Origin of the sequence: Citrobacter rodentium NBRC 105723 = DSM 16636 (assembly GCF_021278985.1) — a bacterium.
In the GTDB taxonomy this organism is placed as follows: domain Bacteria; phylum Pseudomonadota; class Gammaproteobacteria; order Enterobacterales; family Enterobacteriaceae; genus Citrobacter_A; species Citrobacter_A rodentium.
Window position 1 is genome coordinate 844,745 of sequence record NZ_CP082833.1, and the last position, 13,173, is coordinate 857,917.

A 13,173-nucleotide genomic window follows, 5' to 3' on the forward strand; every position below is an offset into this window, starting at 1 on the left:
TGCATGGGATGCTTACCCGTTTTCGCCTGACAGGCATTTCGCTGGCACTTCTGCTGGTGACATCCGGTACGCCAGCGCTGTCGGCGAATTATACGGCAAACTTTAATAACGCCGATATTAAGACCTTTGTCGATATCGTCGGCCAGAATATGGGCAAAACGATTCTGCTGGCGCCGGACGTCAGCGCGTCCATTTCGGTCAGAAGCGCGGATGTTTTTACCGAAGAAGAGTACTACCAGTTTTTTCTCAGCGTACTTGATTTATACGGTTTCTCCATCGTCACGCTGGATAACGGCATCCTTAAGGTTGTACGTTCAGACAGGGTAAAGACGGCACCAGGCCGACTCTCCAGCGACGCACATCCCGGTAAAGGCGATGAATTAGTGACCCGGGTAGTCCCGCTGGACAATGTGCCCGCCCGCGCGCTGGCGCCGTTGCTGCGTCAAATGCTGGACGCCACTGGCGCCGGCAATGTGGTGCACTATGAACCGTCAAACGTCCTGATCATTACCGGCAAGGCTTCTGCGGTCAATCGCGTGCTGGAAGTGGTGAAACGCGTGGACGTTATAGGCACGGAAAAGGAGCAGATTATTCCGCTCAGATATGCCTCCGCCGTCGACCTTGCCGAAGTGCTTAACGATCTGGCGCGTGAAAGCGGTAAGGAAGCGCGCCCGGCGACCCTGCAAACCCGTATCGTCGCCGACGAGCGCAGCAATTCGCTGATTGTCAGCGGCTCCGATCGCGCCCGCGCCAGAGTCGTCCGGCTGGCGACACACCTTGATACCCAGGAACAGGGGCAGGGAAACACCCGCGTCTGGTATCTCAAATATGCCAAAGCGGATAAGCTGGTCGAGGTGTTGACCGGCGTTTCCCAGCAGATGGAGAGCGAAAATGGCAAAGCGCCAAAAACGAGCGCCCCCAGCAGCAATAACGCCATTTCCATTACCGCAGACGAACAGACCAACTCGCTGGTCATTACCGCGAATCAAAGTCAGCTTCAGCAACTGGAGCCGGTTATTGAGAAGCTGGATATTCGCCGTGCGCAGGTGCTGGTCGAAGCCATTATCGTTGAGGTCCAGGACGGTAAGGGGCTGAATCTTGGCGTGCAGTGGGCCAATAAAAATATCGGCGCCACCCAGTTTACTAATACAGGCTTACCTATTTTCAATGCTGCGCAGGGGGTGAAAGAGTTTAAAAAACAGGGCGGCATCACCAGCGATAACCCGGCATACGATCTCTTTAGTAAGTACCGTGGCATGGCGGCTGGCTTTTTCAGCGGCGACTGGGCGGTGCTGCTGACAGCGTTAAGCTCCGACAGTAAAAACGATATTTTATCCACCCCCAGCATCGTCACGCTGGATAACAAAGAAGCCTCCTTCAACGTCGGCCAGGATGTTCCCGTGCTCTCCGGTTCGCAAACCACCTCCGGAGATAATATCTACAGTACTGTCGAACGCAAAACCGTCGGCACCAAGCTCAAAGTCACGCCGCAAATAAACGAAGGCGACTCGGTGCTCATGGAGATTGAGCAGGAGGTTTCCAGCGTCGATTCTACCGCCTCTTCTTCATCGCTTGGACCCACGTTCAACACCCGCACCATTCAGAACGCCGTGCTGGTCAAAAGCGGCGAAACGGTGGTGCTGGGCGGCCTGATGGATGACTCAAGTAAAGAAGAAGTCTCCAAAGTGCCGTTACTGGGGGACATTCCGTTTATCGGTCAGCTCTTTCGCTATACCAATCATGAAAAAAGCAAACGTAACCTGATGGTATTTATTCGTCCGACTATCATCAGAGACGATGATGTCTATCGCTCGTTATCACGCGAAAAATACACCCACTTTCGCGACATACAAAAAACGCGCGCGGATAAAAACAGCAGTCAGTTGATCAACGTCGAGGCCATTGATGCGTTGGATGATGCGGCATTTGAGCATACACCCGCAGCGAAAAGCGCATCCAAACCGGCCAACCCGTTCAGTAACGGCGCGGCAAAATGAAACAGCTCAACTGGCGAAAAGCGCAACAGCACGGCGTGGTCGTACACCACGACGAGGTGATTTACGCCGATACCGTTCCTTTGGATCGTCTGCTCGACGTTGCAGCGGCCCGGAGCCTGCGTTTCACCCGACTTAACGCGCAGCAGTTCGAAGAACGTCTGGAGATCCTGTTCCAGCAGGACAGCGGGACCGCGCAGCTGATCGCGGAGGACATCAGCAATTCTGACGATCTCAGCGCCCTTTCGGAAGAGATCCCCATGAATGAAGATCTGCTTAACGAGCAGTCCGACGCTCCGGTGATTCGCCTGATTAACGCCGTGCTCAGCGAAGCGATAAAAGAACATGCCTCGGATATTCATATTGAGATATTCGAAAAAAAGATGAGCATCCGCTTTCGCGTGGACGGTGTGCTGCGTCAGGTGGTACAGCCGGATAAAAAACTGGCATCGCTCTTAATCTCACGCATTAAGGTCATGGCGAAGCTGGATATTGCGGAAAAGCGTCTGCCGCAGGATGGACGCATCACCCTGAAAATTGGCCATCGCAATATTGACGTTCGCGTCTCGACCCTGCCCTCTCAGCACGGTGAACGCGTGGTGCTGCGCCTGCTGGATAAAAGCAGCCTGCGCCTCTCCGTCGACAAGCTGGATATGTCGGCTCAGGATGCTGAAGATCTTAAACGCCTCATCGCTCTGCCCCACGGTATTATTCTGGTCACCGGACCAACCGGCTCGGGTAAAAGCACCACCCTTTACGCCATCTTATCTGCCCTGAACAGTCCGGAACGCAATATCCTCACCGTGGAGGATCCCATTGAATATGAGCTGGAAGGAATAGGACAGACCCAGGTGAATAGCCGGGTGGATATGTCCTTTGCTCGCGGCCTGCGCGCGATTCTGCGCCAGGACCCCGACGTCGTAATGGTAGGCGAGATCCGTGACGCCGAAACCGCGCGCATCGCGGTACAGGCATCGCTGACAGGCCATCTGGTGCTGTCAACGCTGCATACCAATAGCGCCAGCGGCGCCGTGACGCGCCTGCGTGATATGGGAACCGAATCTTTTCTGCTCTCGTCCTCTCTGGTTGGCGTTATCGCTCAGCGCCTGGTCAGACGCCTTTGCCAGCACTGCAAATCCGTACATCCCCTAACGCCACAGCAGGCGCAGTTACTACGGTCGCACGGCTTTACCTCCGCACAGCTATGGCAGGCGAAGGGCTGTCCGGTATGCAGACAGAGCGGCTATCAGGGACGACTGGCGCTGCACGAACTGCTGATCGTCACGCCGGAAATACGCGCGGCTATTCACAGCGAGGTAAACGAGCAGCAGCTTGAGGCGCTACAGACCCGCCAGCACCGGAATCTGCTCGCCAACGGACTGCGCGTGGCGGTGGAAGGGCTGACGTCACTGGACGAAGTGCTGCGCGTCACCGCTGAAGGCGACGGATCGCAGGAGGTGGCGCCATGAAATTTAGCTGGCACGCAACCGATATGCAGGGTGAGACTGTAAGAGGGGTAACGGAGGCCAACAGCGAGCGGGACGTGGTCGCTTTTTTACGCGCGCAGGGACTGTTACCGCTGTCGATCAAAGCACAGCGCCACGCGCTATCCCTGTCCCTGCCCGGCCAGCGGATCAGCCACGGCGATTTAACGCTTTTTACCCGTCAGCTCGCGACGCTGATTGCCGCGGCGCTGCCGCTTGATGAAGCGCTGGCCATCATTCAGCAGCAGAAAGAGAACAAAAAGCTCTCATCAGTGATCAACGGGTTACGCCTGGCCGTGCTGGAAGGCCAGTCGCTTTCCAGAGCAATGCAGAACCATCCCCGTCTGTTCGATGATGTATTCTGCACGCTGGTAAAAGCCGGCGAAACCGTCGGCCAGTTGGGCGGCGTTCTCGAACGGCTGGCCGATTTTAATGAAACCCGCCAGAGGATGCGTAGCAAACTGACTCAGGCGCTGATCTATCCCGTACTGCTGACGACCGTCGCTATCCTCGTCGTGGCGATCTTACTCACCACCGTGGTGCCGAAGGTGGCGGCACAGTTTCTTCATCTCAAACATGAACTGCCGCTGACGACGCGCATTCTGCTGGCTATCAGTGATTTTCTCTCCGCCTGGGGTCCGGGGCTCCTGCTCTTCTTCGCCGCGCTGGCCGCCCTGTTTTCATTCTGGCTACGACGTAACGGCAATCGCCTGCGTTTTCATCGTTTCCTGATCGCATTCCGCTTAACCGCGCCGCTGGTCTGCGCGGTCAACAGCGCCCGCTATTTGCGCGCGTTGAGCATTCTCAATAATAGTGGCGTCCCGCTGCTACAGGGGATGGAGCTATCGGCGGAAGGGGTCGGCAATCTGGCTATCCGCCATCGGCTTAGCGAAGCGGCAGAGAGCGTGCGCCAGGGAAACAGTATTCACCGCTCGCTGGCGCAGACGGAGATCTTCCCCACCATGATGCTTTATATGATCGCCTCAGGGGAAAAAAGCGGCGAGCTTGGCGCACTGATGCAGCGGGCAACGGAGAATCAGGAGACTCATCTGCAGAACCGAATCGCTCTGGCGCTGGCCATCTTCGAACCCGCTCTGATTGTCATCATGGCGATGATCGTTCTGTTTATCGTGGTGTCCGTTATGCAACCGATTTTGCAACTCAATACGTTAATGAACTAAGGAAAGTTATGGAAACGCAAGCGAGTAAAAAACAGCGTGGCTTTACGCTGATGGAGCTGATGGTCGTCATTGTCATTCTGGGCGTACTGGCAAGCCTGGTGGTGCCTAACCTGATGGGAAATAAGGATCGCGCCGATCGTCAGAAAGCCGTTACTGATATCGTCGCGCTTGAGAACGCGCTGGATATGTACAAGCTGGACAATCATCGCTACCCCACTACCGATCAGGGGCTGGAAGCGCTCATCACCGCCCCAACCCTGGCCCCTAAAGCGGAAAATTACAGCCCGGACGGCTATATCCGCCGACTCCCTGCCGATCCCTGGGGCAATGACTATATCCTCATCAGCCCTGGCGAGCATGGCGCTGTCGATATCAGCTCCGCAGGTCCGGATGGTGAAGCGGGTACCGCGGATGACATTACTAACTGGGATGACGATAACCAATCACGCTGACGATGAAACAACAACAGGGATTCACACTGCTGGAGGTTCTGCTGACTATCGTCATCGTCGCCATGATGACGGCGGGGGTCATCATCTCGCAGAGCGAACGTCTCAGCCCTGAGGGAAGACTTCTGCAAAATGTCGACGCCTTCCGCCTGCGTATCGAGTATGCCGCTGACTGGGCGCTGCTGGAGAAAACCCCCATCGGGATACGGCTCGATCGCGACGGCTGGTCTTTCTGGCAGCTGAAAAAAAACGCGGCCAACAAGCGGAAATGGACAGAGGTCACGCGCCACGAGACGCTGCGCCTGAGAGGCGACTGGCAAAGCCCGCGCCCACCATCCGTGACGCCAGCGCCAGTGGCGGGAGGACCGCAAATCGTTATCACTCCGGACGGCGAGATCACGCCTTTCACCCTGAATTTCCGGGATGAGAGCAATGCCCGCCTGCTCGGGGTACAAAATACGGGCAACCTGCCCTTACTCATTACGCGCAGCGGAAAGCAACGATGAAAACTCAGCAAAGCGGCATGCTGCTGCTGGAAGTGTTGGTAGCAATGGCTATTTTAGCTACCGCCATTCTGGCGCTACTGATCAGTATGCAGTGGCAGTTCAGGGCTATCCGCACCATCCAGCAGGAAACGCTGGCGCTGTGGAGTGCCGATAACGCGCTGATTGTAGCCCGCGGCGGGAAACTCAAAGCCTCAGAGGGAAACGAACGCCAGCGGGATCTCAGTTTTCGCTGGCAACTGACCGCTACAACCCGCTCTTCACAAACTGAGCGCCAGCAGATCGTTGTGTCGGGGCCAGATGACACGATGTCGTCGCTTTCAGCATGGCTTCCGGTGGAGCCAGCAGAATGACGCATAAACAGAGCGGTTTTACCCTGCTTGAGGTGATGCTCGCCATCGCCATTCTTGCATCGCTGAGCCTGCTGGCGGTAACCGTGTTTTCTCAGGCCATTGAACATTACCAGCGCGCGCAAACGCTGATGCAAAGTTTCAATGCCCTGCAACGAACCGATCTGTTGCTAAGTAACGATTTAATGCAGCTTGTGCCGAGGAAAAACCGCCAGACCGGTCAGGTATTTCAAACAGAAACCGACGGCATGATTTTTTCAACCCAATCGCTGAGCGTTGACAACCTTGCGCAGCCGCGCCCGGTGTTGATTACCGTCCACTGGTATTTAAAGGATGGAGTTGTGTATCGCGCCCTTCGCGCAGCGCCGGATGATAAAAAAGAGCTAACTCCGCGTCCGGTGTTGAGCGATGTGACCCGTTTTACCGCCAGACTGGACAGAACGGAAGACGGCAGCGCGCCGGCGCAGGCGACGGTAACGCTTGAGTTTACGTCCGGAGAAACAGTGCAACGGCGCTATGTGCTGCCGGACTGGTTTCCGCAACCTCAGCAGGCCAGTGAATCCCCGGAGAAGAACAATGCAAAATGAGCGCGGATCGGCCCTGCTGGTGACGTTATTAATGCTGGCGCTAATGGCCGCGCTGGCGGCTGAGCTAACCATCGGCTTTCAGACACAGTTGCAGCGTAGCCGCCGGGTCAATGCCAGTCTGCAGACGAAATTCGCCCTGCTCTATGCGGAGAAACGGGCCATCAACACCCTGCAAACAGCGGTGCTGGCCCCATTACATGAACAGCCGGACAGCGAAGATCTTGGCGAAGAAACAACGGTATCCTGGCGCGCGCAGGACCAGCAGCGCTGCTTTAACCTCAATGCGCTGGCGAACGCTCCCGAGGAGCCGCTCGCCGAGCCGCCGTATGAGGTAAAAGTCTTCTCCGCCTTACTGGAAAAAAGCAACGTGGACGGCGCGCGGGCGGAAGAGATTATTCAGTCTCTGGCGGATGACATTGACACCAATAATACCCCACGCCTGCGCGGAGCAGAGGACGAGTATTATCAGCGCAAAAGCGGGAAAGGGTTTGCCGCTAACCAGCTGTTGCTCACCGTCGACGAGGCGCGTCAGGTTAAAGGTATGACGGAAGCCATTTTTCAGCGTTTGTCGCCGTTTATCTGCACACAGTTCAGTAACGCGCTTTCCGTCAATGTGAATGCTCTGACGGAGCGGGATGCCCCGCTTCTGGCTGCGCTTTTTCTCAATGAGATCAGCGATAGCGACGCAAAAGCGCTGTTGCGCAAGCGTCCGGAGGAAGGCTGGCAGAACGTCGATGCATTTTTATATCAGGCGCAAAAAGAGTATTCCGCCACCAAAACGCTGGTGGATGCGCTCAAAAAAATGATCGGTGTTCAAAGCCAGTATTTCCGGGTCGACGCGACCGCCCGACACGGTGAATTCACGGTGGGAATGCGCAGTTGGCTCTACTACGACGAAAAAAACAAGACGCTCAGGACCTGGTTACGCCAGTTAACGGCAGGTGACGAAGAATAAAAGGGAATTTAATGGCTTTTTCGACTTTGGTTATACGTCTCACTTCTGATGAGCTGGAGTGGGCGATTCATGACGAAACGGGCTGTGGCGAAATCCATCGGCTCCCGGCCGGACAGCCGCTGACAGCGCTACCGCGCCCTCCGGAGGTACAGCTCGTTCATTTGCTGATCCCGGTTGCTCTGGCTACCTTCAGAAGACTGGAAATCCCCACGGCGGGCTATACACTGACGCCGCAGAAAATCCAGTGGCTGGCGGATGAAACGCTGGATGAATCCTCGCCGCCGCTACACTGGACCATAGTCTGGCAAACGGAAGGCGTTGTATGGGTGGCGGGCGTTGAACCGGCGGTGATGCAGACGCTGATGCTTCCTCTCACCGCCGGCGGTATACGGCCCGACCATGTCACCCTGGACGCGCTCTGTCTGCCAATCACGACTGACGGCTGGACAGTACTGAAAGATGAAGAAGGCTGGCTGCTGAAACCTCATGAAGGCCGCGCCTCGCGCCTCAGCGAGGAATGGCTCGATCATTTACTGACGCATTACCGACCACAGCAGATAACCAGCTACGGCGAGCTGCCGGAAGCGCATACCGCAGATACCAGCTGCTCGCCGCGCCCCCTTCTGTCGCTGTACTCGCCAACGGAAAGCGTTAATCTACTACACGGGCGACTGCGCCCGTCTGCCCCGGCAACCGCCGGAATCCGGCGCCTGAAACGACTGGCGCTTATCGCCGTGCTGATGCTGCTGTTGTGTCCGCTACTCTCACGCGCCATCGTCGGTTTTCAACTACACCGGCTGGAACAACAGCTGACCTCCACGCTTGAGCAGCGCTGGCGCAGCTACATCCCGCAAAACCGGCATCGCGGTAATCTGCAGGCATATCTGCCAAAACAGCTACAGCAGCGCTTTCCCGCGCCGTCCATTCTGCTCCAGCGTCTGGGACAAGGCATGGCCGCGTTTCCCGCCCTGGCGCTGGAGGGTATTCGCTACGATCAGCAGCGCCAGTCTCTTCAACTGTTTATCTACGCCAGCGATGAAGATCAGATAAAGCAGTTTATTACCGCTGACGCCGTAGGGCTTCCCTTAAAAATTGAAAAACACGATCAGGGACTGTGGACATTACGCAATGAGTAAACGTATCAGAGAGTGGCTGCAACAGAAAAATCCAACCGAACAGCGGATAGTGATTGCGCTGTTTATCCTCTGCGTTGCCACAATATACGGCTGCGGGCTGTGGCTTCCGCTTAATCACACCGTGGACGCTCTGCAAACACGCTGCAACAAGCTGCGCCAGGATATGGCGTGGCTGGAAAAACAGGCGCAGGCCCGTGGCGTTCTGCCGCAACGCACGCCGGAAGAACCGGTTGCCAGCCTGTTGAAAAAAGAGGCTGAACAGGCGGGATTTTCAGTTACCCTTACGCAAAACAGCGCCGACGGAGTGGAAATTTCCGCAAACGATATCAGCCAGCAGGCTTTTACTGCCTGGCTTACGCGTTTGCAGTCCCGACATGGTCTGTATGTGGAAACGCTTGAATTTCACGCCAGCCCCGCCAAAGCCGACGCTATAACGCTCAGCAAAATGACGGTAAGGACCGTGATTAATGATAAGCGCTGAAATGTGCCTTCTGTTTACGCTGGCGGGCCTGGTTGCTGGCAGTACGATGGGGATGGTCACCTGGCGACTGCCAATAATGCTTGATCAACAGACCGCACCGGCGAAGCTGAATCTGTGGCTCCCTGCTTCGCACTGCTGTCACTGTCGGCAATCGCTGCGCTGGTACGATAATATTCCCCTGTTCAGTTGGATCTGGCTACGCGGAAAATGCCGCTATTGTAAAAACACGATCGCCGTTCGCTATCCGCTCTCGGAGCTGCTTTGCGCCCTTGCCGCCCTGTTTTGCTATCTTTATCATCCTGAAGCCATTGCGCTGACGATAGCGCTGTTCCTCTATTTCTGGTTTGCGCTGGCGCTATGCATAATCGACCTGCGTCATTTGCTGCTGCCCGATAAGCTCACGCTGCCGCTGCTGTGGTGCGGCCTGCTTTTTAACAGTTATACCGGCCTCATCTCCTGTGAAGAGGCGATTACAGGCGCGGCGGCAGGCTACGCTTCACTCTGGTTGCTCAACGCCTTCGTCAGACTGTTATGGCGCAAAGAGGGCATCGGTTATGGGGATCTTAAACTGTTTGCCGCGGTGGGCGCGTGGACCGGCTGGCAAAGCCTGCCGCCAGTAATTTATATCGCGGCCATGATGAGTATATTCTACGGCCTGCTGATGATTTTGCGCACCCGCCGCCGAATTTCCGTGATTCCATTCGGACCGGGGCTGGCCGTAAGCGGCTGGGGATATTTCTGGTGGATGGCGTCGCTGTAAAATCAGGAAGGACAGAAGTCCTTCCTGCAGCTTTTATTTTTCTTCACGAATCTGCGCCTGAAGGTAGTTCTGGATGCCCATTTTATTAATCAGCTCCAGTTCCGTTTCAAGCCAGTCAATATGGCCCTCTTCATCAGCGAGGATCTCGATCATCATATCGCGGCTGACATAGTCGTGAACGCTGTCGGCGTAAGCTATCGCTTCGCGAAGATCTTTCGCGCCTTCCAGCTCCAGACGGAGATCCGAGCGCAACATCTCTTCGACATCTTCGCCGATGCCCAGTTTGCCAAGATCCTGCAGATTAGGTATGCCTTCCAGAAAGAGAATACGCTCGATATATTTATCGGCGTGCTTCATTTCATCAATAGATTCATGGTATTCCACGTCATTGAGACGTTTCAGGCCCCAGTTTTTGAACATTCTCGCATGGAGAAAATACTGGTTAATTGCGACAAGCTCGTTTCCCAATAACTTATTGAGATAATTTATTATCTTAACATCACCTTTCATTATATAGACCCTCCGCTTTCACACTTAGAGCGTAGATGGGGCTACAGGGATGTCAAAAAAAAGAGTGCGGCTCAGGCGATCTCTTTGAATTCGGGCATTTGCGTTAACTCGTCCTGCATAACTTCTCGCGCAGCGCGAACGCATTTACCGCATTGATTTCCAACGGGAATAAACTTGCGTAATTGCTGAAATGACTGAGGATGAAACTGGCGAACCGCCTGGCGGATCTTTTTATCGCTAATGCCGTTACATAAACAGATGTACATATGCGCTCCCGAACCATGAACACCGTTATGATAAATGATTATTGTTCTCATTACAATTCAAAAAAACCCCGCCAAATCCGTAAAGAAATGACGGGATTATTTTCAACAAGTTAGCTCAAAAATATATCGACTTCGATTATTACTTCATATCGGCAGTAGCAACAAAACTCGAAAGTACAGGACCTTTTGTATTTGGATTATATCCTGGCATATTTGATTCAGCCGACAAAGAGTAAGTACTGCCAACTTCAAGTTTAATCGGGCAACTCATTGTCACTACGCCATTTTTGGTAGACTTATAGCTATAATAGACAGAGCCTTTATAGCTTTCGCAAATATAATTTTTGCCATCTTTTTTAACAACATAGCGATTTTCGCCCTTTTGCGCATTCTCTTCGAGTTTCGCTTCAAGTCTGCTATTTGCTTTATTATAGGCAAAACCTTTTACTGGCTCAGTGGAAGCAGACGGCAGGTGCTCCTCTGAAACAACCAGTTCGCCCAGAATCGGACCGCCAGTATTGATAGACAGACCCGGACTGCCTGACTCAAGACTTACGGTAAGCTTGTCACCCAGAACGAAATTGGTTGAACAACCCATCGTGGTAATACCATTACTGCTGCTTTTAGTACCGTACAGCACATCACCCTTATAGCTTTCACATAAATATTTGCCGTTAAATTTTACGATATAACGATTTGATTTTTTCTGCGCGGTTGCCTCTATCATGGTGTAAACACGACCATTCACCATAGTGAAATCCTTCACATCTGAAGGGGGGTTGAGGACTCCCTCAACAATTTCACCCAGTTCATGCTCCGGCGTATCACCGCTCAGATCCCAGATTATCGCCCCGCCATAACCGTTCTGGTTGATAAAGTTGACTTTCTTCTGTACTGACTCAGCGTCATCGTAGGTCAGGAATTCTTTGGTTTTGGCATTGTATAAATAAGGTACCTGTGACTCCGAATCCCAGTAGCGGGTCCAGTCGGCGGAAGCGGCATACTCCTTCAGCAGATAGTACGGGTTGGTTCCGGTAAACTGCCCTTCATCATCCCATGCGCCATGCACGGTCGCAGAGCCAGAGGCGAATAACCCCGGCAGCCCTTTGACAATCTCTGTCGGCGCCACGTTACCCCATCCACGACCATAATAAGGGATGCCCACCATCAGCTTGTTTTTGGGCACCTTCCACGTTGAACTGTATTCCTGCAGCGTGGAGGCAACATTCAGCTTCTGATCGGCATCCTTGCTGTTGGCATAAAGCGGCGCATTATGACCGGTGATGGAGTCAAAAGCGCCGTGGATGTCGTAAGCCATCACGTTGACGCTATCCAGTAACGGCGCTGTCGTTTCCGGATTGATGTACTGAATGTTATTGTGGTTAGTGGTCACTGCGGCCGAAAGCTGGAAGTATTTATCGCTCTGTAAACCGAGCGCATCAAGTTTGCTGCGCAGCGTCTGCACCAGACTGGTGAAGTTTGCTCTTTCGGCGTCGCTGTCCGGGTATTCCCAGTCAATATCAATACCATCAAAGCCCCATTCCTGCATAAAGGCAATCATGCTGTCGGCAAGTTTATTGATACCTTCCTGGGTTCTGGTCGCCTCCTCAAATACTCCTTCTTCGGAGTTATTCCAGCCGCCGACGGAAACCATATTGGTCACACCGTTTTGCTCGGTCAGCTTATCCAGCTGGCGCAGCAGTTCAGGACCCTTATAGGTGTCGTGAATAACCACTTCGCCACCCTTGATCACCGCAAAACCATAGTTCAGGTGGGTGAGCTGGCTGAAGTTAATTTTATCCGGGGTGAAATAGTTATGCGCTTCATACACACCCCACTCCGGGAAATAACCGATAACCTTGCGCTGCGCCGCAACTTTATCTTTCCCTTCTTTCTGCAAATCTGCCGCCTTTTGCCCGCTATATGGGGTAAAGGTGAACGTCGCCAGATTCTGGATCTGAATCGGACCGACCCTCAGCCAGACGGGATCGCTTCCCGGGATCCGGCCCGGATCCGCCCACCACTGGCTCTGCCAGTAATAGCCGTTATAACGGACCAGCGTTCCCGCCGTACCGTAAGTCGCCGCGGGATCATAATCCACGGAATTAATCGCATTATTATCCTTTTGCGCCACAATAACGGTGACAGAACCCGGGAAATTATTCTCACTGGCATCCGTCCAGGCTTCCCACGTATTACCATTATTTTTACTCAGCATCTGACTGCTGTTAAGCCCACTGATCGTGTTCGCGTCATCATTCATTGACAACGTCGCCGCAAAGGATGAGAAAGTGAGTGACATCCCTGCAATAAACATTGCAGCCGTTAATTTATTGAGCTTCATATATTATCCTTAATAATGTAATGTAGCAACTGATGTAGCCGCCATTGCTGGCTCCGTTACCATAAAGAATAAATAAGCAGACCACAATTACCCCTCTGCTTATTAAAAGCACCTGATTATTTATCAATAAATAATGGTGATATGCAGAAATATCGGCATGGTAATTTTTTGTC

14 protein-coding genes are annotated in these 13,173 nt (G+C 53.8%); 11 read left to right on the plus strand and 3 right to left on the minus strand.

From position 1 onward, the window contains the following. Positions 1-8 precede the first annotated feature (8 nt). Genes gspD through K7R23_RS04070 form a run of 11 tightly spaced genes read left to right on the plus strand, consistent with a single transcriptional unit; the run spans position 9 to position 9,880 of the window. On the plus strand, positions 9-1,997 hold the full coding sequence (gene gspD, locus K7R23_RS04020) for a type II secretion system secretin GspD (protein WP_012908421.1): 1,989 nt from the start codon (positions 9-11) through the stop codon (positions 1,995-1,997). Beyond that, positions 1,994-3,463, plus strand: coding sequence for a type II secretion system ATPase GspE (gspE, locus tag K7R23_RS04025; protein WP_012908420.1), 1,470 nt, complete (start codon positions 1,994-1,996; stop codon positions 3,461-3,463). Before gspD ends, gspE begins: the two co-directional genes overlap by 4 nt. Continuing rightward, positions 3,460-4,659 (plus strand): type II secretion system inner membrane protein GspF, encoded by a 1,200-nt coding sequence (gene gspF / locus K7R23_RS04030; protein WP_012908419.1) that lies wholly within the window; start codon positions 3,460-3,462, stop codon positions 4,657-4,659. The genes gspE and gspF overlap by 4 nt, the downstream gene beginning before the upstream one ends. An 8-nt stretch (positions 4,660-4,667) precedes the next feature. Beyond that, complete coding sequence (gene gspG, locus K7R23_RS04035; protein ID WP_012908418.1) at positions 4,668-5,111, plus strand: type II secretion system major pseudopilin GspG; 444 nt, start codon at positions 4,668-4,670, stop codon at positions 5,109-5,111. 2 nt (positions 5,112-5,113) lie between these two features. Further along, entirely contained in the window at positions 5,114-5,614 is a 501-nt protein-coding gene (gene gspH, locus K7R23_RS04040) for a type II secretion system minor pseudopilin GspH (protein ID WP_012908417.1), read from the plus strand. Continuing rightward, entirely contained in the window at positions 5,611-5,964 is a 354-nt protein-coding gene (gene gspI / locus K7R23_RS04045; protein WP_012908416.1) for a type II secretion system minor pseudopilin GspI, read from the plus strand. The genes gspH and gspI overlap by 4 nt, the downstream gene beginning before the upstream one ends. Beyond that, on the plus strand, positions 5,961-6,548 hold the full coding sequence (locus K7R23_RS04050; protein WP_012908415.1) for a PulJ/GspJ family protein: 588 nt from the start codon (positions 5,961-5,963) through the stop codon (positions 6,546-6,548). The genes gspI and K7R23_RS04050 overlap by 4 nt, the downstream gene beginning before the upstream one ends. Beyond that, positions 6,538-7,503: a type II secretion system minor pseudopilin GspK gene (gene gspK, locus K7R23_RS04055; RefSeq protein WP_012908414.1), complete on the plus strand. Its 966-nt coding sequence runs from the start codon at positions 6,538-6,540 to the stop codon at positions 7,501-7,503. The genes K7R23_RS04050 and gspK overlap by 11 nt, the downstream gene beginning before the upstream one ends. Before the next feature lie 11 nt (positions 7,504-7,514). After that, the gene (gspL, locus tag K7R23_RS04060; RefSeq protein ID WP_012908413.1) at positions 7,515-8,639 is read left to right on the plus strand and encodes a type II secretion system protein GspL; all 1,125 of its coding nucleotides are present in this window, start codon (positions 7,515-7,517) and stop codon (positions 8,637-8,639) included. Beyond that, positions 8,632-9,120, plus strand: a complete 489-nt coding sequence (gene gspM, locus K7R23_RS04065; protein ID WP_012908412.1) for a type II secretion system protein GspM — start codon at positions 8,632-8,634, stop codon at positions 9,118-9,120. The genes gspL and gspM overlap by 8 nt, the downstream gene beginning before the upstream one ends. After that, entirely contained in the window at positions 9,107-9,880 is a 774-nt protein-coding gene (locus K7R23_RS04070) for a prepilin peptidase (RefSeq protein ID WP_012908411.1), read from the plus strand. Before gspM ends, K7R23_RS04070 begins: the two co-directional genes overlap by 14 nt. Positions 9,881-9,913: 33 nt before the next feature. Here the strand turns inward: K7R23_RS04070 and bfr are convergent, their stop codons facing one another. From bfr to K7R23_RS04085, 3 genes are all read right to left on the minus strand, one after another. Next, entirely contained in the window at positions 9,914-10,390 is a 477-nt protein-coding gene (gene bfr, locus K7R23_RS04075) for a bacterioferritin (protein WP_012908410.1), read from the minus strand. A 71-nt stretch (positions 10,391-10,461) separates the two neighbouring features. Next, a complete protein-coding gene (bfd, locus tag K7R23_RS04080) occupies positions 10,462-10,656 on the minus strand; it encodes a bacterioferritin-associated ferredoxin (RefSeq protein WP_012908409.1) in 195 nt (64 codons plus the stop codon). A 139-nt stretch (positions 10,657-10,795) separates the two neighbouring features. Next, positions 10,796-13,000: a glycoside hydrolase family 18 protein gene (locus K7R23_RS04085; RefSeq protein ID WP_012908408.1), complete on the minus strand. Its 2,205-nt coding sequence runs from the start codon at positions 12,998-13,000 to the stop codon at positions 10,796-10,798. Positions 13,001-13,173 lie beyond the last annotated feature (173 nt).